This is a genomic window from Psychrobacillus mangrovi (assembly GCF_037104765.1).
Taxonomy (GTDB): domain Bacteria; phylum Bacillota; class Bacilli; order Bacillales_A; family Planococcaceae; genus Psychrobacillus; species Psychrobacillus mangrovi.
In genome coordinates, this window is sequence record NZ_JBAWSY010000006.1 from 1 (window position 1) to 20,813 (window position 20,813).

At 36.9% G+C, this 20,813-nt stretch carries 21 protein-coding genes, 1 tRNA gene and 1 riboswitch; of the genes, 9 read left to right on the forward strand and 13 right to left on the reverse strand.

Annotation, left to right across the window (positions count from 1 at the left end):
• Nucleotides 1-182: 182 nt before the first annotated feature.
• From WAX74_RS09955 to WAX74_RS09985, 7 genes are all read right to left on the reverse strand, one after another.
• Nucleotides 183-2,216, reverse strand: coding sequence for an ABC transporter ATP-binding protein (locus WAX74_RS09955; RefSeq protein ID WP_336497516.1), 2,034 nt, complete (start codon nucleotides 2,214-2,216; stop codon nucleotides 183-185).
• A gap of 11 nt (nucleotides 2,217-2,227) precedes the next feature.
• On the reverse strand, nucleotides 2,228-3,118 hold the full coding sequence (locus WAX74_RS09960) for an ABC transporter permease (RefSeq protein WP_336497517.1): 891 nt from the start codon (nucleotides 3,116-3,118) through the stop codon (nucleotides 2,228-2,230).
• 31 nt (nucleotides 3,119-3,149) lie between these two features.
• Complete coding sequence (locus WAX74_RS09965) at nucleotides 3,150-4,082, reverse strand: ABC transporter permease (RefSeq protein WP_336497518.1); 933 nt, start codon at nucleotides 4,080-4,082, stop codon at nucleotides 3,150-3,152.
• A gap of 21 nt (nucleotides 4,083-4,103) precedes the next feature.
• On the reverse strand, nucleotides 4,104-5,756 hold the full coding sequence (locus WAX74_RS09970; RefSeq protein WP_336497519.1) for an ABC transporter substrate-binding protein: 1,653 nt from the start codon (nucleotides 5,754-5,756) through the stop codon (nucleotides 4,104-4,106).
• 94 nt (nucleotides 5,757-5,850) lie between these two features.
• Nucleotides 5,851-6,198 (reverse strand): hypothetical protein, encoded by a 348-nt coding sequence (locus tag WAX74_RS09975; protein ID WP_336497520.1) that lies wholly within the window; start codon nucleotides 6,196-6,198, stop codon nucleotides 5,851-5,853.
• 53 nt (nucleotides 6,199-6,251) lie between these two features.
• Nucleotides 6,252-7,586, reverse strand: coding sequence for an LLM class flavin-dependent oxidoreductase (locus tag WAX74_RS09980; protein ID WP_336497521.1), 1,335 nt, complete (start codon nucleotides 7,584-7,586; stop codon nucleotides 6,252-6,254).
• A gap of 86 nt (nucleotides 7,587-7,672) precedes the next feature.
• Nucleotides 7,673-7,784, reverse strand: a riboswitch (SAM riboswitch).
• Nucleotides 7,785-8,111: 327 nt separating this feature from the next.
• Nucleotides 8,112-8,387, reverse strand: a complete 276-nt coding sequence (locus WAX74_RS09985) for a DUF1292 domain-containing protein (protein ID WP_336497522.1) — start codon at nucleotides 8,385-8,387, stop codon at nucleotides 8,112-8,114.
• Nucleotides 8,388-8,782: 395 nt separating this feature from the next.
• On the opposite strand from WAX74_RS09985, the gene WAX74_RS09990 reads away from it, so the two are divergent.
• From WAX74_RS09990 to WAX74_RS10005, 4 genes are all read left to right on the forward strand, one after another.
• On the forward strand, nucleotides 8,783-9,832 hold the full coding sequence (locus WAX74_RS09990) for a sulfonate ABC transporter substrate-binding protein (RefSeq protein ID WP_336497523.1): 1,050 nt from the start codon (nucleotides 8,783-8,785) through the stop codon (nucleotides 9,830-9,832).
• A 17-nt stretch (nucleotides 9,833-9,849) separates the two neighbouring features.
• Nucleotides 9,850-10,611, forward strand: coding sequence for an aliphatic sulfonate ABC transporter permease SsuC (gene ssuC / locus WAX74_RS09995; protein ID WP_413788953.1), 762 nt, complete (start codon nucleotides 9,850-9,852; stop codon nucleotides 10,609-10,611).
• Between the two features lie 18 nt (nucleotides 10,612-10,629).
• Nucleotides 10,630-11,439, forward strand: a complete 810-nt coding sequence (locus WAX74_RS10000) for an ABC transporter ATP-binding protein (RefSeq protein ID WP_336497525.1) — start codon at nucleotides 10,630-10,632, stop codon at nucleotides 11,437-11,439.
• 135 nt (nucleotides 11,440-11,574) lie between these two features.
• Complete coding sequence (locus WAX74_RS10005) at nucleotides 11,575-12,231, forward strand: YitT family protein (RefSeq protein ID WP_336497526.1); 657 nt, start codon at nucleotides 11,575-11,577, stop codon at nucleotides 12,229-12,231.
• A gap of 277 nt (nucleotides 12,232-12,508) precedes the next feature.
• Here the strand turns inward: WAX74_RS10005 and WAX74_RS10010 are convergent, their stop codons facing one another.
• The 5 genes from WAX74_RS10010 to WAX74_RS10030 all read right to left on the reverse strand — a co-directional run bounded on the left by WAX74_RS10010 (nucleotide 12,509) and on the right by WAX74_RS10030 (nucleotide 15,726).
• Nucleotides 12,509-12,754: a DUF1292 domain-containing protein gene (locus WAX74_RS10010; protein WP_336497527.1), complete on the reverse strand. Its 246-nt coding sequence runs from the start codon at nucleotides 12,752-12,754 to the stop codon at nucleotides 12,509-12,511.
• A gap of 109 nt (nucleotides 12,755-12,863) precedes the next feature.
• The gene (locus WAX74_RS10015; protein ID WP_413788954.1) at nucleotides 12,864-13,211 is read right to left on the reverse strand and encodes a hypothetical protein; all 348 of its coding nucleotides are present in this window, start codon (nucleotides 13,209-13,211) and stop codon (nucleotides 12,864-12,866) included.
• 160 nt (nucleotides 13,212-13,371) lie between these two features.
• On the reverse strand, nucleotides 13,372-14,460 hold the full coding sequence (phaC, locus tag WAX74_RS10020) for a class III poly(R)-hydroxyalkanoic acid synthase subunit PhaC (protein ID WP_336497529.1): 1,089 nt from the start codon (nucleotides 14,458-14,460) through the stop codon (nucleotides 13,372-13,374).
• Between the two features lie 66 nt (nucleotides 14,461-14,526).
• Nucleotides 14,527-15,303 (reverse strand): 3-oxoacyl-[acyl-carrier-protein] reductase, encoded by a 777-nt coding sequence (gene fabG, locus WAX74_RS10025; protein ID WP_336497530.1) that lies wholly within the window; start codon nucleotides 15,301-15,303, stop codon nucleotides 14,527-14,529.
• 45 nt (nucleotides 15,304-15,348) lie between these two features.
• Nucleotides 15,349-15,726: a polyhydroxyalkanoate biosynthesis repressor PhaR gene (locus WAX74_RS10030; protein WP_336497531.1), complete on the reverse strand. Its 378-nt coding sequence runs from the start codon at nucleotides 15,724-15,726 to the stop codon at nucleotides 15,349-15,351.
• Between the two features lie 253 nt (nucleotides 15,727-15,979).
• Between WAX74_RS10030 and phaQ the strand changes: the two genes are divergently transcribed.
• Nucleotides 15,980-16,381, forward strand: coding sequence for a poly-beta-hydroxybutyrate-responsive repressor (gene phaQ / locus WAX74_RS10035; RefSeq protein WP_336497532.1), 402 nt, complete (start codon nucleotides 15,980-15,982; stop codon nucleotides 16,379-16,381).
• A gap of 74 nt (nucleotides 16,382-16,455) precedes the next feature.
• Nucleotides 16,456-16,959, forward strand: a complete 504-nt coding sequence (locus WAX74_RS10040; RefSeq protein WP_336497533.1) for a hypothetical protein — start codon at nucleotides 16,456-16,458, stop codon at nucleotides 16,957-16,959.
• A 51-nt stretch (nucleotides 16,960-17,010) separates the two neighbouring features.
• On the opposite strand, the gene WAX74_RS10045 is transcribed toward WAX74_RS10040, so the two are convergent.
• A complete protein-coding gene (locus WAX74_RS10045; protein WP_336497534.1) occupies nucleotides 17,011-17,730 on the reverse strand; it encodes an EcsC family protein in 720 nt (239 codons plus the stop codon).
• Between the two features lie 256 nt (nucleotides 17,731-17,986).
• Between WAX74_RS10045 and WAX74_RS10050 the strand changes: the two genes are divergently transcribed.
• From WAX74_RS10050 to WAX74_RS10060, 3 genes are all read left to right on the forward strand, one after another.
• Nucleotides 17,987-18,059: transfer RNA gene (locus WAX74_RS10050), tRNA-Val, on the forward strand.
• A gap of 284 nt (nucleotides 18,060-18,343) precedes the next feature.
• Nucleotides 18,344-19,657, forward strand: a complete 1,314-nt coding sequence (locus WAX74_RS10055) for a phytoene desaturase family protein (protein ID WP_336497535.1) — start codon at nucleotides 18,344-18,346, stop codon at nucleotides 19,655-19,657.
• Nucleotides 19,635-20,546, forward strand: coding sequence for an RNA polymerase sigma-70 factor (locus WAX74_RS10060; protein WP_336497536.1), 912 nt, complete (start codon nucleotides 19,635-19,637; stop codon nucleotides 20,544-20,546). Before WAX74_RS10055 ends, WAX74_RS10060 begins: the two co-directional genes overlap by 23 nt.
• The last annotated feature ends 267 nt before the right edge of the window (nucleotides 20,547-20,813 follow it).

The following is a 20,813-nucleotide window of genomic DNA, read 5'->3' on the forward strand; positions in this document are numbered from 1 at the left end:
TGTTCGTCGAGCCAAGATTTTATTCCACGCTTCCTCTAGCCCTTACCTCACGATAAGTACCTTGCGCTTCCTTAGTGGTTGGTCGATGTGTACCCCCACAGTGGACTTTCACCACCTAGATAGTTGCCATGCCTGGCACACATAAAAAAGAGGAGAAAAAATATTCTCCTCTTACGTAACTATTAGAAAGCTGGATAGTGACAAGCAACCCAGTGATCTTTTTTCACTTCTCGGAAGATTGGTTGTTCTTCTCGACAACGAGCAGTCGCAACAGGGCATCGTGTATGAAATCGGCAACCCGATGGTGGATTGGCAGGTGATGGAATTTCCCCCTTCACAGTAATTACCTCACGTTGTTGGGATAGATCAATACCCGGTATAGAGTTAATGAGCCCTTTTGTATAATGATGGGCAGGTCTCTTAAATAGAGTTTCACTGTCTGCTATTTCTACGAGTTGACCTAAGTACATGACTCCTATACGGTCTGAAATATGGCGAACAACATTTAACCCATGACCGATAAATAAATAGGTTAAATCTAATTCTTGTTGTAAATCCTTCATTAAATTTACGATTTGAGCTTGAACGGATACGTCTAGAGCAGATACGGCTTCATCTGCTAAAATAAATTGAGGATTTATCGCAATCGCTCTTGCAATAGCAATACGCTGACGTTGTCCTCCAGAAAACTCATGGGGATAACGATCATACGCTTTTCTCCCTAACCCTACCGCATCTAGAAGCTGTTCCACTTTTAGTCGGTTCTCTTTAGAAGTAAATGATTCATGAACCTTCAATGGTTCTTCAATAATATCTCCCACTTTCCAACGTGGGTTAACCGAACCGTATGGATCTTGATAAATCATCTGCATATGTTTACGTTTTTCGCGCAATTCTTTATTACTGAGTTTAGCCAAATTCGTACCTTGGAAAAACACTTTTCCTTCACTTGCTTTTTCTAATTGTAAAAGCAATCTACCTAGCGTTGATTTGCCACTACCTGATTCCCCTACTAAACCAAATGTTTCCCCCTTTCGAATTGTAAATGAGACATTATCTACTGCACTTACATACGATTGAGGTTGGAAGAAACCACGAGTCCCAATTGGATATGTCTTACTTAAATTTTCTATAACAAATAATTCCTCTGCTGAAACATCCACCGAATTTAGTTGAAGAGGCTCCTGAATTGAACTTTGAAAAACTTCACTGCTAGAATCAGTCTGATTCCAATCATTTCTTTGAACTAATTCCTCAGCATACCAGCACGCTGTTTTACGACCGTTTACTTCTCTTAATGAAGGTTTTTCCATTCTACATTTATCCGTTGCAAAAGGACAACGTGGATGAAATAGACATCCAGTTGGCAAATTAGATAACGAAGGAATGGTTCCTTCTATAGAAAATAGCTTTTGGCCCCGATCACTATCCATTTTGGTGATAGATTGAAGTAAACCATTCGTATATGGATGATGTGGTAATTCGAAAAGTTGAGAAACGGTCGCTTGTTCTAGAATTTCACCGGCATACATCACAATGATTCTATCGGCCACTTCAGCGGCAATACCCATGTCATGTGTAATTAATAAAATAGACATATGAAACTCTTCTTTTAATTCCTGCAGGAGTTGGAGTATTTGAGCCTGAATGGTTACATCAAGTGCAGTTGTCGGCTCATCTGCAATAAGTAAGTCAGGCTCACAAGCAAGAGCCATCGCAATCATTGCCCGCTGTAGCATCCCTCCGGATAGCTCATTGGGGTATTGTTTGAATCGCAACTCTGCATCCGATATCCCGACTCGATCCAATAAATATATTGCACGTTTTTTCGCATCCGCTTTGTTTCCTTGCTTATGTTCGATTATTGTTTCAATAATTTGTTTCCCAATTGTAAACACGGGGTCAAAAGCGGACATCGGTTCTTGAAATATCATCGCCACTTTCTTCCCGCGTATTGCCCGTAATTCCTTTTGTGTGAGTCTGGTCAAATCCATACCGTCTAGTGTAATACTTCCATCGGTAATTTTCCCATTTTCGAAATCAATTAATCTCATAATGGACTTTGAAGCTACCGTCTTTCCACTTCCCGATTCCCCAACTATACAAACCGTTTCTCCAGCTTTTATTTGCATCGTAACATCTCTAATCGCTGTCAAATAACCGTCTTTTGTAATAAAGTCTACTTGTAAATGCTGGACATCCAGTAATTGTGTCATTAGCTAATCACCTATCTTCCCCTACTTATTTTCGGATTTGTCACATCTTGAAGTTTATCCCCGATAATATTAACGGAAAGAACAAATGCAGTAATTGCAAGTCCAGGGAATGTAGCAATCCACCAGGCAACTGTTAAATAGTTTCTTCCTTGAGAAAGCAATGCACCCCAATCAGGTATTTCCTTGATCACACCTAAGCCTAGAAAACTTAACCCCGCACCTGTTAAAATAGCTGTCCCAAGACCGATTGTTGACATAACTAGCAGTGGAGACAAAGCATTTGGTACGATATGCCACCAAAGAATTTTTCCACTTGAAGTGCCAATAGAACGAGATGCAGCAACGTATGGACGTTTTTTAATACTCATCATCTGTCCACGCATCAACCGTGCATAGCCCGGAATTGAGGCAATCGCAATGGCAAAAACAATATTTTGTAAACTTGGACCTAGAGCTGCTGCAATAGCTAGTGCAAGCAGAATTCCTGGAATCGTCATTAATATCTCAATAATTCGCATAAAGATTGTATCAATAATTCCACCCAGATAACCGGAGATAGCCCCGATGCCACCACCAAGTATTAATCCGATTAACACTGCAGAAACCCCTATAATTAAAGAATCTTTACTACCATAGACAACAAGACTAAACACATCTCTCCCGTAATGATCCGTACCGAACAAGTGAGAAAGGCTAGGTGTTGCTAATATTTTCTCTGTATTCATGGCTGTTGGTTCATAAGGTGCAATCCAAGATGGAAGTAAGGCACATACAACGATAAACAATAAAATTAGACTTGCTATGAAAACGAAAAGGTTTGATATAGATAATTTTACTTTTAACTTAGATAGATTCCATTTTGGAAATTGTACGACTGCTTTTGTATTTGCCAAGTCTTTCATTTTACAATTCCCCCTTTATTAATTTCACGAATCAATGTGCTCTTCGGATACGTGGGTCAACTAACGAATAAGATAAATCTACTAATACATTTACAGTTACGTATACGATTGCACTAAAAAGAATTACACCTTGTATAACAGGCATATCCTTGACCATTATCGCATCTCCAATTACTCTACCAATTCCTTGTCTAGAAAAAACTGTTTCGATTACAACAGTTCCTGCTAACAATTCACCAATATGTAATCCCATAACGGTAATCGCCGGAATAAGTGCATTTCGTAATGCATGACGGAACATCACAATTCTTTCAGATATCCCTTTAGCACGGAGCGTTAAAATGAATTGTTCATCCATCACTTCCACCATGCTATTTCGAACCATTCTAATAATAAAACCTGCCCCTACCAAACCTAGCGCAAGTGAAGGCATTATAAGTGTCTTCCATCCTTCCGACCCCATAATTGGCAACCAGTTGAGTTGAACACCGAAAAGAAGGATAAGTAGAATCCCAGACCAGAACGTTGGCATAGAAATTCCAAACAAAGCTATTATACGAATAATTACATCCACCCATTTATTGTGATAAATAGCTGAAATAACACCAAATGTTACGCCAATAACAACAGAAAGTACCATACTTGTAAGTGTTAAGAGGAGTGTTGCTGGCAAATGGACGATTATCTTTTGTAGTACTGGCTCACTTGTAATCCGAGATTGACCAAAATCCCCTTGAAGTAAGTTCTTAAAATAATCTGCAAACTGAACATAAAATGGCTGATCCAGTCCTAATTCCTTGCGAAGATTTTCTATCGCCTCAGGTGTTGCTGTATTAGGATCCAGCATAGATAGAACCGGATCCCCTGGCAGCATATAAATTATGCAGAAAACAAGGACTAAGGAGCCGAAAATGGATAGTAATGCATTTATAAGTTTTTGTAATGTCTTGCTGACTAAAACCATAAACAAGCTCCTTTCTACTTTTTACTGTTTGATAAATGCATCATTAAATAATGGATAACCTAAAGCATCAAACTTAATTCCATCCACTTTTTTAGATGCTGCTACTGTATAAGGAAAAACATATATTGGAATAACATACGCTTGATCAATAATAATTTTCTGTACCTCTTTATATATTTCTTCCCGCTTCGCAGGATCAGATTCTACCGTTCCCTTTTCTAACAACTCATCCAGTTCTAAATTAGATGTTCCACCCAAGCCTTTACGAGTAATATTTTCAGGAGGTGTATGATATAAGCTACGTAGGGCATTTGGATCTGAATTCACTTGACTATTGCCGTACAAATCATAATCGGCGTTTTGATAGATTACCGTTAAATAATCTTGAGTTATATTAACCTCTACATCTACTCCTATTTTTTTCAATTGTTGTTGTATTATAGCGGCAATATCATTTCGTTTTTCGCGATTCGGAGAGACATCTACATAATTGAGCGTCAACTTTTTCCCTTCTTTTTCTCGGACACCATCTGCTCCGATTGTATATCCTGCTCCATCTAGTAATTTATTTGCTGCATCGACATCATATTTCCAACTATTTTCAAGCTTTTCATCATACCCTAAAATCCCTGGTGTTATAGGTGACCAAGCTCTTTCATACGTATCAAAGTACAAGGTTTTCAGAATTGCGTCGACATCAACCGCTTGTAAAACAGCTCTGCGGACATCTACATTATTCCAAGGTTCTTCCCTTTGGTTAAAAAAGAGTGTATACGGTAAACCAAGTGTATTAACCTTTAGTATTTGAGTATTTGGATCATTTTCTAGCGATACAATATTTTGTGGTGGAATGGTTTCTGCCGCAAGCACCTGCCCGCTTTGTACACTACCTACACGAGTCGCTTCCTCTGGAATAATTTTAAATGTAACTTTATCCAGATAGGCTTGCTCTTTGTTCTCTACACTTGTAGGTCCCCAATTATATTCACTGTTTTTTTCCACCTGGATATCTGCATTTTCTGTCCAACTGACAAATTTAAATGGTCCTGTTCCAATCGGATTTTTCCCAAACTGATCTCCGTATTTTTCAGCTGCTGTAGGTGATACAATTCCTAACATCGCTTGACTTAGATTTCCTAAGAAAGAGGAAGAAGGGGTAGATAGATTAAGTTTTACTGTAAATTCATCAACAACCTCTGAAGATTCGTATGGATCAAGTAATGCTGTTGAATTCCCTGCTTTCGTTTCTGGATTAAGTATTCGGTCAAAATTGTATTTAACCGCTTCTGCATTAAAAGGGGTTCCATCATGGAACTTCACATCATCACGCAACTTAAACGTATAACTTTTACCATCCTCCGATACGGCCCATTCTTTTGCCAGCCATGGTTGGATATTGTTATCCGCATCTTGGACAACAAGACTATCAAAAATTGTTCTAAATACACGAACGGACACAGCTAACCCACTTCGATGTGGATCTAGCGTATCTGGGGACGTTGCAAGTGCATAAGACAGCTCGCCACCTGAAACAGGATTAGATGAAGTATTATCCGTCGCCGAAGTTTGTGCACCTTGATTGGTCCCTGATGATTGACTGCAACCAGATACTACTAGTATTAATGCTGTAAATAATGTAAAAAAGATTGATTTTGACCTTTTAAAACCCATCATTATTATTACCTCCACACTTTTAAAATTAATGATTTTTAATCATATATGTTTAGTAAGTTTAAATTTATAAAAAAATAGAATCTCTATGAAATCCTTATATCTCTGGTTGACCTGCAGAGTTTAGAAAAAATCCCTCTAATTCTTTTGTTAATCCTCCAGGACCAAACTTAACCATGTTATGTTGATTTTGATTTAGCTTACTTTCATTGATAAAGCTTAAAAAAGACAATAAAAACGTTCTACGTTTATAGATATTTACTAACCCACGTTCATAAAACCATTGATCAATTGTGTTGTATATGCCGCGGTTTATACTGTAAGTTTCATTGCAAAAAGTATAAAAGAGCAAATCCGGTAGATTTAAAATTTTGTTTATATCATGAGATTGAAGACTTGGTAGGGTATTCGAATTATATGTGCTGTTATATTCTTTTACCTTCACTTGGAGTCCCCCTTTACGCATTTAAAATATTAGGATTATAAATATGGAAACTTCTATTTATTAACTACTTCCTTCGCATAACGGTTTATCGGATAAGGGATACCTAAGTTTCCTCGCAATGTATCAGACTCGTATTCTTTACGGAAAATTCCTCGCTCTTGAAGAATTGGCACAACTAGGTCAACAAAATCATCAAAACTACTTGGTAAATCATATCCAACAATAAAACCATCTGCACCTTGACCTTCAAACCATTCTTGTACACGATTTGCAACTTGTTCCGGTGTCCCAATGAACGGCGTACGTGGAGTAGCAGAACTTAGTGCCACTTGACGAAGTGTTAGATTTTGCTCTTTTGCCGTTTGTTTAATACGATCCGTTTCACTTTTAAAACTGTTTGAACCTAAATCTCCAACGTCCGGGAATGCTTCATCCAATGGATATTGAGAGAAATCATGATGCTCGAAAAATCTTCCTAAAAAGGCAAGTGCCTGTTCTATAGAAACTAAATTTGCAATTTCCAAGTATTTTTGTTCCGCTTCCTCTACCGTTTTTCCTATGATTGGACTTATTCCCGGCATAATTACAACTTCATCTGGATTGCGTCCGAATGCTATTGCTCGATTTTTTACGTCTTTATAAAACTTCTGTGCATCTTGCAAATTACCATGACCAGTAAAAATCGCATCCGCTTCCTTTGCTGCAAAGTTCTTACCATCTTCGGAGGAACCTGCTTGGAAAATGATTGGACGCCCTTGTTTTGAGCGACCGATATTAAGTGGACCAGCAACAGAGAAATATTCTCCTTTATAATTCAACTCATGTAACTTTTCTGAGTCAAAGAACACACCTGATTCTTTATCTCGAATGAACGCATCATCTTCCCATGAATCCCAAAGACCTTTTGCAACTTCCAAATATTCAGCAGCAATTTTGTAACGCGTTGGATGATTCGGATGCTCTTCTACCGTTTTACTATAATTTAGTGCCGTTTTTTCTAAAGGGGAAGTGACAATGTTCCACCCAGCCCGACCTCCACTAATATGGTCTAGTGATCCAAGCTGACGAGACACATTAAACGGCTCGCTATACGATGTGGATACAGTTCCGACAAGTCCGATATTCGAAGTCACGGAAGCAAGCGCAGATAGAATGGTCAAAGGTTCAAAACGATTTAAGAAGTGGGGAATTGATTTTTCATTGATATATAACCCATCCGCTACGAAAGCAAGATCAAACTTGCCTTCTTCTGCTTTTTGAGCACGATTTTTATAAAAATCTAGACTTACACTTGCATCCGTTTGTATTTCAGGATGTCTCCAACCAGAAATATTTCCACCAACTCCATGAATGATTACTCCTAGCTTCAACTTCTTTTGCTCTGTCATTATTTTTCCTCCTTTTATTGTTAGAGATAATTTGAACAAACAAAATGGTCCTTCAAATAAGAAGGACCATGCATAAAAAAGTCTCCTTCTTATCTACCAAGTTTTATACTTGCTGGAATTAGCACCGTGTTATTAACTATGTAATAACTGGTTGCTGAGGCTTCATAGGACCAGTTCCTCGACCTCTCTTGATAAGAATTTAAAATATGAAATTGTCTTTTTAATAAATACCTTTTCTACTCTATTACTCTAAATAAATTATTCGCATCGTTATAGTAGGGATTAGGTAAAAAAATAAAATACTTTCGTATTATATTTTCTTTCCAACTCTTCAAATTAGCCTAACTTTTAACAATAATTATTAATATGTATCCTATCACTTTTCATGACAAATTTGCAATACTTTGAATGATAGAATATTTTTTTCAATTGATAGTAAAATACTATGAATCATTAACTCATTTTTACCTTATCCTCTTCAACAAAAGAAAAAGGAAGAGCTATTTTGGCTCTTCCTTTTGATTATTATTGATTGCTTGCTTCAGCAAATGCAGCAGAAACCTTTTCGAATTCCTCGTCAACCTCTATAAAAGACAATTCTCCTTCGTCTTCTAATCGGAAAAAGAAAACATCTATGTCATCTTCCGTTTCTGCTTGAATATCTTCTACAAAACCGACTGCAGCATATTCAACTTCATCCACCGTCAACAGACCAAGCACTTCCATATCTTGCTCTTGATCGTTTTCATCTAGCACCGTAAAGATATTACCAATTTCAATTTTCCCCTGATTTTCTTCCATTCTAAAAAACCTCCTCAAACTATTTTTGCAAAATTACTCTTTCTGCTTTCAATTAATTATCCGTTAAAAACGAATTATTAGCAAAAAAGAAAATCTCTCTAGTTTTTGTCTTTGGATTAAGTTCTTTTTATCCATTCATTCCTCTAAAAAAATAAAAAGGGCATTATAATATGTAGGCGGAACAATTGCACAGTTGAACTATCCAATATCTCTGTCTTCAAACAAGGATGATTGGTTCATCATTATTCCTCCCACATAGAATTACTTATACATAGTATTTCAACCGCTCTTGTTTTCATCCTTTCTACTTATTACTTTTTATGCAAAACAAATTTAATAGATTCAAGACAGGCCTAAAAATTCTTTTTTTTATTGCATAGGTTGTAATTGAGCCGATGAATTTGCCTAATCACTTTAAATTTGGCTATACGATGAGGGGAAGTGTACCAATATTGAAATCAAGGGGAATATGTAAGCCTTTTGCTTTGTTTACTAGTCTACTACTGATTGTTGCAATGTTCCTATCAGCCTGTTCTAGCAATAACGAGGCTGAGTCAAAAACAACTACCAAACAATCAGTTAGAATAGGATATCAGAAAAATGGTCCATTAATTATTTTAAAAAATTTAGGGACATTGGAAGAACGATTAAAGTCTCTCGATTACTCGGTCGAATGGTTTGAATTTCAAGCTGGGCCGGCTTTACTCGAAGCTTTAAACGCTGGGAGCATTGATTTTGGTAGAACAGGTGATTCACCTCCTATATTTGCACAGTCCTCAGGGGCTACTCTGAAATATATCGCAGTAGGAAACCCAAAATTTAAGGGCTCAGGAATTCTAGTTAAGAACGATTCCCCAATTAAGACACTTGTGGATCTTAAAGGAAAAACTATTGGCTTCGCTAAAGGCTCAAGCTCTCACTATTTACTTGTGAAAGCATTGGAAAAAGCTGATCTTCTCTATGAAGATATAACACCAGCGTACTTATCACCTGGAGATGCACGAGTTGCATTCGAACAAGGAAATATTGACGCTTGGGTAGTATGGGATCCGTTTACAGCAGATACAGAAATGGCAACCGATGCCCGTCTTTTAGTGAACGGAGAAGGACTAACATCTGATCGAGATTACTTTCTTGCTTCTTCTGATTTCGCGAAACACAGTGACATCTCAAAAATCATCATAGAGGAAATCCAACATTCAAGTGAATGGGCAAATGAACATCCAGAGGAATTAACCACTATGCTTTCTAGTATTCTCGGTATCGATGAGTCCTCGATGAGGTTGGCTGTTGAAAGACGAGTATACGGTGTACAAGAAATTACGGCAGAAATCATAAAAGAACAGCAAGAAATTGCAGATACGTTCTATGAATTAAAAATTATCCCAAATAAAATAAATGTTGAGGATAGTGTTTATTCATTTGAAAAGGATGAAGGAAATTGAAGCATTCTTTTTCTTCTATCCTTTCTAAAACACTCCCTTGGATTGTACCTTTCTCACTACTTCTTCTATGGCAAATTTCTATAAAAACAGGCATACTCTCAACTAAAATTCTGCCAGCCCCTACTGATGTTTATTTTGCAGCTATAGAGCTAATGAAAACTGGTGAGTTGTTTCATCACGTTTGGGTAAGCCTTTGGCGAGCATTAATCGGTTTCTTTATTGGTGGTAGCATTGGTTTTATACTTGGTCTACTAAATGGATTGTTTCGTACAACTGAAATGCTTACGGATACATCTGTTCAGATGTTAAGGAACATTCCACACCTAGCTTTGATACCCCTCGTTATATTGTGGTTCGGCATCGGAGAGGAGGCAAAAATATTCCTTGTCTCTTTAGGTGTTCTCTTTCCTATCTACCTGAATACGTATCATGGAATTAAATCGGTTGACCAAGGTCTGATTGAGATGGGAAGAATCTACGGATTAAACAAATTTTCCTTATTTTTAAATATAATTTTTCCAGGTGCTCTCTCTTCCATCTTAGTTGGTATCCGTTTTTCATTGGGCATGATGTGGATTACTTTAATAGTTGCGGAAACTATATCCTCTACTTCCGGCATTGGTTATATGGCAATGAATGCAAGGGAATTTATGCAAATGGATGTCATTATCTTAAGTATTTTAATGTACGCTTTTCTTGGTAAGCTTTCAGACATTATCGCCAGGTTCCTTGAAAGAAGATGGTTGAAGTGGCATCCAGGTTATGCAAAGCATTCTTAGAATTGAAGGGGAAAGAGAATGAAAGAAGAAAAAGAAAACACTAGCCACTCTCATATACACCTGAAAAATTTATACAAGTCTTATAATGGTACCCAAATATTAAAAGATTTGAATCTCGCTATTCGCAAAGGAGAATTTGTTGCAATCGTAGGAAAGAGTGGCTGTGGAAAGAGCACCTTGCTTCGATTACTTTCCGGACTTGAAAAACCAACAGACGGGAAAATTCTTGTGGACGAGAAAGAATTGATGTCCATCAACAGGCAGTCATGTATGATGTTTCAAGACGGACGGCTTCTTCCGTGGAAACGTGTACTAGAGAATGTAGAATTGGGATTAAAGGGAATTCATCGAGAAGAAGCGATGGTGGTTTTAAGAAATGTCGGATTAGAAAATCGGATTCATGAATGGCCCTCCAAACTCTCAGGTGGCCAAAAGCAAAGAGTAGCCTTAGCCAGAGCCCTAATTCACAATCCAAGCCTCCTTTTGCTTGATGAACCACTTGGAGCTTTGGACGCATTCACTCGGCTAGAAATGCAGAGTTTAATAGAAGATATATGGATTAATCAACGTTTTACAACTTTGCTTGTGACTCATGATGTGGAGGAAGCTGTTGCACTTGCAGACCGCGTCATTTTATTAAAAGAAGGTAGAATTGCTCATAATGTACCAATTCCATTACCAAGACCTAGACAAAGAGATCATTCAGTTTTTACTACCACAGTTAAACAAATTTTAATGCAAATCATTGATCATCCGGATCATAAAGGACGTAATGTAGCGGAAGATCTGAACTATCCTATTCATCCTATTCCGAAAGTAGTTTTATAAATATGTAAAATGGCTGGTAATTCTGCTTAACTCATTAAAAGAAGAGTTATCAGCCTTAATAATGTCATTCCTAATAAAAGATAAGCATACACTTTTAGAACACGCAGTTTCATGTCTAATTTAGGATGATGTCATGTGAAAAGAAAAGATGATAGACAAGCTTCAGGGATCTTTCGACGCTTACGCAGAAAGTACTCATTAGTTATAGTAGGAGCAATAATTCAAGGTTTTGCAATGGGCGTATTTCTTTTTCCTAACTTCATTCCTTCTGGAGGTGCGGGTGGTTTTACAGTATTGCTAAATTATTGGTTTCATATGCCGTTGAGTATCGCATTATGGCTAGTTAACTCCTCCATGCTGCTATTTGCATTCCACTATCTTGGAAGTGGTAGTGCAATTGGTACTCTTTTTGGTATTACAATGACTTCTATTTCCGTAAATATATTTAATGTATATTTGGAAACGCCTTTTTCAAGTGTATGGGTAGACTTATTAGTCGGTTCTGTCTTCCTTGGTACTGGAATTGCTATACTTTTAAGACAGGGAGTTTCAAATGGTGGTGTTGGGATAATTGCTTTAATCATTGCCAAGTATAAAAATATTAACCCAGGGAAAACATTATTTTGGATAAATGGTTTGATTTTCATTATCACAGCTTACATTATTGATTGGCAAATTATTATCCAGGCAATCATCTGTCAATGGCTGTCTACTACAATTGTCAGTTGGTTATATGTCGTTTCTATTCCAAGAAAATCTCTTATATTTAATTTAATTTGGTTCAAAAAGTAAGCAATACTTTATAACTTTAGGCTTTGTTAAACTTTATTGTTATTTTTCTTGCCACAAGCTAAGCAGGAGCCACAGCAGGGCACTGAAAAACTCTTCAAGGTATCTCTTAGAAAGGATGTGAACGTTTACATCCTCGCTTTTTGTTTGGGCCTCGTTGATTCCGGTCTTGGCGGAAGCTTTAACAAATCCTAACTTAAAAAAGCATTAAACCTATTATTAAGGTTTAATGCTTTTTTCAATTAGCTTGACGTAACGAATTAATCGTCGAACCTACTGTTTATTCTAGATCTTCTCTAGCTTCAATAAATGCTGCAGATACTTTTTCAAATTCCTCGTCATTATCGATCAATGATAATTCCAAAGATAATTCATCCTCTTCAATTCTAAAAAGGTACACTTTTAAGTCTTCTTCAGACTCTTCTTGATTTTCTTCCGTAAATCGCATAGCAGCGTAAACAATATTATTGACAGTCATTAGATCTAGCACTTCAATTTCTTGCTCTTGATCATTTTCATCTATCACTGTAAGAATTTTGCCTACTTCAATTTTATCCGTTCTCTCTTCTATTTCTTTCAGCTCCTCACATTATTTAATTAGTCGTCGATAATCTTCCTACCTTTCGATTACCGCTTCACTCATTATTAATGTATTCTGCATGATAAGAATTTTCTCCAGCATGAACGACTAACAGTGTATCTGCATATCCAACTAGTCGGTTAATTAGTTCTTCAGCTATACTATAAACGAGATAGTGGAGTTCCGAGTCATGTAATTTAGGGTCATCAAAGATGATAGTTGTATTTATAAAAACATCTTTATTTCCAAATAAATCATATTGAATAATTGCTTTTCCAGCTGCACCGCCTGTTTTAGGTTCATGATAGTGAGGTAAGAAGATATACCATTCTTCTGCACTTGAAGAACGGAAGTTTTTTGTAAATGACAATCCATTAAGTTCAGCCTGAATGATATCTTGCATTTCTGGTCTTATAAAATTTTCCACCGTATTATTTTTATCCATTCCAATACTCCCACTCTAAAAAAGCTATTACTTAGCTTTTACATCGTCACTACTTCTATACTTAAAAAAGTGTCAGTTGCCATGACAAAATGAATTTGATTTGGCACTGACACTTTAATTAGTTGGAGTTTTCGGTTAACCATTTTTCAATCATAGGATGGATTTCATTAATCGCTTTACTTCCAGTGACTACAGAAACATGGCCAGTATTCACTAAGTGATATGTCTTATTTTCACTTGAGATTTTCGCATTGAGTGGTTCTGCTTGCCTTGGATTAACAATGACATCCTTCTTCCCAGCAATATTTAATAGGTTTGCTGTAATGTTTCTTAACTCTACCTTTTTTCCTCTTATATAAAGATCGTCGTTTATTAATTTGTTTTGTTGATACAATTCACCAATCCATTGTCTATATGCTTCACCAGTAAAAGGGATTCCATCCGTTAGCCACTTTTGCATTAGCTTCCAGTTGGCAACGAACTTTTCATTGTCCACACGATCGGCAAGACTAATGTATGGTCCGTAATAATTTCCTATTGGGTTCAATAATTTGTTTCCAAAATCAATCATATCGGGAGGAATTAATCCAAGTGTGTCTACTAATTTATCGACATTAAAATAACGTTCATCCAACCAATTTGTATATAATCCTGCATCAGAAAAATCAATAGGACTCGTCAATAATACAATGTTTCGAATAGGTAACTCTGGGTGTAGTGCTGCAAAGATTGTAGTCATCGTTCCGCCCATACAATAACCTAATAAACTGATTTCACTTGCTTCTGACGTTTTGAGAACTTTTTTAACGGCTTTCGGAATATAATCTAAAATATAATGATCCAACTTCATATGCCTATCCTCATAACCAGGTGTTCCCCAGTCTAGTAAATATACATCGTGCCCTTGATTAGTTAGATATTCAATTAAGCTATTTCCAGGAGATAAGTCTAAAATATATGGCTTATTGATCAATGCATAGATCATTAAAATTGGTACACGGTTCGTTTTTTTACTCTGCGGTTGATAGCGATACAATTTGGCTTTATTTTTAGTCCAAACGACCTCTTTGGGAGTTTGACCAACTATTGGATCAGGTTCTTTTGTCATAACATCCACTACTCGTTTATATCGTCGATAACTATTTTTCACTTCATCCGGTAATGTATTTAACCAGCTATCTAATTGATTTGTGTTGGAATACACCATGATTACCCCCTATCATTTTTAGGGGAACTCCACTTGGAGATCCCCCATTATATATAAAATTACAGGTTACATATATAAGCCGCCATTCACGTTAATGGATTGACCTGTAATATAGTTTGCTTGAATAAGAAATAATACCGCTTCTGCAATTTCATCCGTTTTTCCTAAACGCTTCATCGGTATTTTGGAAACGATATTTTCTCTCACATTCTCTGGCATTTCTTCCACCATCTCCGTCTCTATGAATCCCGGGCATACAGAATTGACGGTTATTCCATTTTTAGCAGTTTCTAAAGCAAGAGATTTAGTTAAACCAATAATGCCTGCTTTTGAAGCTGCATAGTTTGTTTGTCCAAATCCTCCCGCTTGTCCGATAATCGAGCTTATATTAATGATTCGACCATAATTCTGCTCCAACATGTGATTTATTACTTCGGAGGTTGTATAAAATACACTGTTTAAGTTAACATCAATAACCTCGCCCCATTCCTCATTGGACAGTTTACGGAACGTTCGGTCTCTTGTAATTCCAGCGTTATTAATAAGAATATCGATTTGTCCATATCGTTTAATTACTTCTTCAATAAGGTTTTTTACGTCGTTCGGCTTGGATACGTCGGACTGAATGGCACAAGAAAAACCGCCTTGTTCTTCAATTTCCTTCACGACAGCCTTTGCACAGTCCATTCTTAATTGATAATTAATGACAACGTATGCTCCATTTTTTGCTAGTACTTTTGCGATTGCAGCTCCAATACCACGAGAGCCACCTGTTACCACCGCCACCTTACCTGCTAGCGGTTTATTAATTGGGTTAAATAGAGTTAATTCAGCTTGACTCATTGTCACAGACCATCATTCCAATCCACTTTTTATTTTTTGATTCCACTATTTTTCAGTAACTTCAAAAGCGTTAAGTAGCTTATCTATTTTTTTGTCTAAGCTAGAAACAGCTATTTTTAATTGATTAATTTCTTCTTCCAATCCATCTTCCAGAGCGTCCAGTTTGCTTTCTACATTAATGACAAGTGAGGCAACATCTGCAACTTCACTACGGGTAGGCAAATTGACACTTTTTAAAAAGTTTTCCGATTTCTCATTCATCAGCTTTTGCGCTTGAAGGTATTGGTTTAATGTCTCTCCCATGCCTTCGGAGAAAGATTCCTTTTTTAACATTTCTTGAATCGCACCGGTCCAGTTCGCATCAGTATGTTCATAAAAAGTTTTCCACATGGTGAATGGATCAAATGGCAATGTTTTTGTCAAAAATCTCATCTCCCTACATATAATTTGCGTGTTATAGCCATTCCTTTGAAACGACTTTATTACTCTATGAACGAGTATGCTAACATATGCACAAAAAAACTAATCTATTTATTTATTTTTCAAGTCATATTTTTTAGACCCTATGTGTAAATTACATATATGGGATACAGTTTTTCCCCTAGCGTTGGAACATTTTTTTGCACCTATGTGTACATTACATGTATGAACTTATTTCGATTGGTGGTGATAACAGGTGGAAAGAAACAAGGAGTCCAATAGTAATGGAAAAAATGCTAATTTAGGTACTCCGAAAAACTTCCTTGTACCAATCATGCTTTTGCATCTTCGCGATTTTAATGCCCATGGCTATGAACTAATGCAAAAGATTTCACAATTCGGTTTCAACGCAGTGGATCAGGGAAATCTTTATCGGATTTTACGACAACTGGAGAAAGATGGGAAGGTTACTTCTGAGTGGGATACAGCGTCTGACGGGCCAGCAAAACGGATATATTCGATTACGGATGCAGGTGAACAATACTTAGAGATATGGGCAAGTTCTCTGGCAAACTACCAAAATATGATTAATCAATTCTTTAATTTGTACCAACCTTTTTTTCCCTTTCAACCAAAAGAATCAGATGCAGAGAAGTAAAAAATGGTACCAGTGCACTTGGTGCATAGCATATAGCTTACAATTCGCTTTACAATCAAAAGGAGGAAAATGGAATGAGTAATGTAGAAACTAAAAATCAAAAACCTAACGGGGTGGATTTAATACTGGATGGTTGGTTGAACAGTTTTAAAGTATTTCAATCTTTTCAAACGGAAATTGCAGAAAAATCATTACAGCATCTTCATACGCAGAGAGACATTCTAAATTCAACTCGAGAGACACTAAGTAAAATAGAAGAGGATAAAAATAAATTTGAAGTAGAGTGGAAAGCTGTATTACAAAATACGATTAAATCAATTAATAATGAACAAATTGAACGATTATTATCAACTTGGGTCAATCAAATTGACGAAATAAACAATTCCGTAAAAGAAATTTCAGGATTACCCAATCAAGCTATTTTAGACTTATTTGCACAATCCCAAGTTCAATTAGAGGCTAATGTGAAGACGGCACTTGAACAACAACAAAAAAACAGTGTAGAAGTATTCAAAAAAATTGAATTGCTAACAGAGCAAATAAAACAAGCACATCATGTTTTACTTCCAACTGTTTAAAAAACACAAAGACTACCTCCGATTTTTATAGGAAGGTAGTCTTATTTCATCTTACTTTCTTTCATTAGTTAATATACGCATCCTATAGGAATTCATTGCAGTCTCTCCCAGTTGGTCGAGCAAATTATAATTGGCAAATGCCCCAACCACTGCTCCAATACCAGGTACTAATTGAAACATCTTAACTAAATCAATGTAATCCCGGTATTCCTGTTGGAAGTCACGCCAATCCATATCGGAAATTAAATGCTTTTGTTGTTCCCAGTTTTCAATGATAAATAACGTCTCTTTTCGTTTATCCTCACTTGAAAAAGCTAAAAGGAAAATATGCAAGATGAAGAGACGCTCTTCATAATTCTTTGTGTCATATCCATAAATCGCAGCAGCTTCAAACAGAAATTTCATTTTAATGGATAAAAGTAATGGAAAGTCAGCGAGACCAAGCAGTAACCCTCCTGCTCCGGTTCCAGCACCTTCAACAACAGCTGTTTTTCTATAAGTTGAAAGCTTCTCTCTAAGTAGTTCGTCTCTTTCAAAGAGGCTTAGATCTAATGATGAACGTTTTTTAGTTGTAACATTTGATCCCACAAGCGTTGCTTTCACCATATTTTTGATGCTTTCTGTCATCACTTGATGAAACTTTTCTGGAATTAAACCATTAATCTTTGTCTGAGCGGCCTTAGTTAAACGACCGATTCGACCAGATTCTTTGGTCATTTTGCGCTTCCAAAAATAAAGTTCCCTCTCTACTTCTATTGTATAGTCAACCATATGCCCTTCCCTTTCTACACAATTCCTATTTATCTCCTTATTATAATGTATTAGAAGTTAATAAAAAAATGTACTTAGGTGGTGTTTACATCTAAGCCTAGAGTCGTAGCTGCTTTATTTTACAAAAAGTTTGTTTTTAGAAAAAAGAAAAACATCTGGATATATAGAATTCTATATTTCGTTTTTCTTAGAATATAAATAAACATTGTAGTGTTCAGGTTAAGCTTATATAATTATTAAAGAAATGTAGAAAAACGATCTTGTAGCTCAGTTGGGAGAGCGCCACCTTGACAGGGTGGAGGTCGCTGGTTCGAACCCAGTCGGGATCATCTTTTGAAAAAAGCTTGCAAATGCTGATATTTCAGTGTTTACAAGCTTTTTCTTTTACTAAAATTAACAGACATACACCTCTAGTTTTTGATTTGTCCGCAATTTTACCGCAAGATTAATCTAAAAATTTGTCATTTTCTTTGACTTTATTTTGAATAGCATCATGAAAAATGTCAGCAAGCGGTTATCGTCCTCAAAGGATGTGCAAAACTAAATTTTAATTTTTGTCACAAAACGCCCTTTCCATTCGCCTTATTAGTAAACAAAGAATGGAGTGTTTTTTATGAAACAGTACGATGTTGCAATTGTTGGCGGGGGGATTTCCGGGTTGGTAGCATCTATTTACGTAGCAAGGGCCGGTTACTCTGTGATTCTTTTGGAAAAATCCAGCCAATTGGGGGGGCGCGGGCTGACAATAAGAAAGAAGAGCGCGATGCTGAATTTAGGAGTGCACGCTTTTTATCAGGATGGGGCAGGTGAAAATATTTTAAAGGAATTAGGTATTTCATTAAAAGGGGCGAACCCTTCTGCTTCAGCGGTCGGGGTATGGAAAAACAAGGTTTATTCCATTCCAACTGGACCACTTCAGCTTTTGTCCGATAAGTTATTTTCACTAAAAGGAAAAATGAGTCTTACGCGACTGATGATGACGTTGAATAAGATCAATACTGATGAAATTGGTAACATTAGCTTAAAAGAGTGGGCTGAGAAGGAAATTGACGTTCCAATGGTTCGCTTCTTATTATTTGCCATTTGTCGTTCCAACTCTTTCGTCCCTTATCCGGATCTTCACCTTGCAGGACCCGCCTTACAGCAAATGCAGCGGACTTTTAGCGGCAAAGCTTTTTATATTACTGAAGGTTGGGGAACACTCGTTGAGGACCTTAAAATTCAGGCTTCTTTAGCAGGAGTCACGATCATGAATCGTCGTAACGTAATTGAAATTAAGCATGATATGAATGTTCAGAGTATTATATTTGGCAATGGCGATACATTAGAGGTACCCTACGTTATCGTTACTGCAGGACTTGAAGAAACGTACAATCTTGTAAAAAACGCGGAACATACTAAACTGGAGCTGTGGAAAAGCCAAGCACGTCCAGTAAATGCAGCGTGTTTAGATCTGGTTTTGCGGAAGCTTCCGAAGCCAGATGTCAATTTTATCGCAGGTTTCTGGATGGATCAGCCAATTTTCTATAACAACCCGACCTCTGTTACGAAAATGAGCGAAGATGGCTCCGTTGTGATTCATCTTGTCAAGCACCTCGGGACGAATTCAGGGAATGCGAAGTTGGATTTACTCCAATTAGAAAAAGCGATGGACGTTGTTCAACCCGGCTGGAAAAAAGAAGAAATTACTCGCCAATTTTTACCGCACATTACCGTAAGCCACGATTTTAACTCGCTCGATCGCAATGACCTTTCTCCAGGTCCGTCTGTCCCAGAGATTCCCGGTTTGTATGTTGCAGGAGATTGGACCGGGCGCGGCGAAATGTTAGTTGACGCATCATTAGGCAGTTCTAAACGGGCGGCACTAGCCATTATTGAAGAATTGAATGCGAAGGGAGACATTCATGAACACAGAGAAGTTATATAATGAATTTAAACCACTACTATTTTCATTGTCATATAATATTTTGGGCAGTGTATCAGATGCAGAGGATATGGTTCATGAGGCGTTCCTTTCATTAGAAAAAATACCGGAAGAAGATATACGCAATGTAAAGTCTTATATGTGTAAGATAGTGACACACAGGTCCATTGATTTACTAAAATCTGCTAGTAAGCAACGTGAAACTTATATGGGACCCTGGCTGCCGGAGCCTCTCTTGACAGATTCGAATCTTCACGGTGATCTTAATCCTTTGGAGAACTATTTGTTGAAAGAATCTCTTTCTACGGCTTATATACTTTTGCTCCAGCATTTCTCGGAGACTGAGCGGGTCGTTTTTTTATTGCGAGAGGTCTTTCAATACAGTTATCACGACATTGCGGGAATTGTAAACAAAAGTAGTACCAATTGTCGACAGATCTACCATCGCACCAAAAAAGCTATTGGTGATCTCCCAAAGGTAGATGTCTCAAGAAAAGCTGAAACGTACGCCATGTCAGAAAAATTTGCGAATGCCTTGATGACGGGAAAAATGGATCAACTGTTAGATGTATTGAAATCGGAGGCTGTGTTGTACACTGATGGTGGAGGGAAGGTACAGGCTGCTTTGCGTCCTATACATGGTTCTGATAAAATTATCCGGTACTTTAACGCGATTTTCCCAAAAGTGCCTAAAGGGTTCACTTGTGTATTATATGAGATTAATGGACAAACAGGGATCCTCATAAAAATTGGAGATATCACTTTCACAGTAGTTACCTTCCAATTTAAAGGTGACCACGTTTCGGATGTTTATATCGTTATGAATCCAGAAAAACTCACCCATTTTAATAACGGAAGAGAAATTAATATATATGAAAATGAACAGAAATAATTATTCGACAATGTCGAGATTTTAGAGGATTATGCTTAAACTAGATACTCAATACCTCTATACCCTATAATTTTCACAAGCCAAAAGTATACAAGTTATTATACATAACAAAGTATTTTTGGCTTGCTATTTTTCTTGACTCAAAAACCTCATTTACTTATGGTAAGATTCACCGTAATGTATCTAAATGAGGTTTTTAAGGTTAGGTATTTCACAATAAACTATTCATAACTAACCTATTATTATCATTATTCACGTTGTATCATT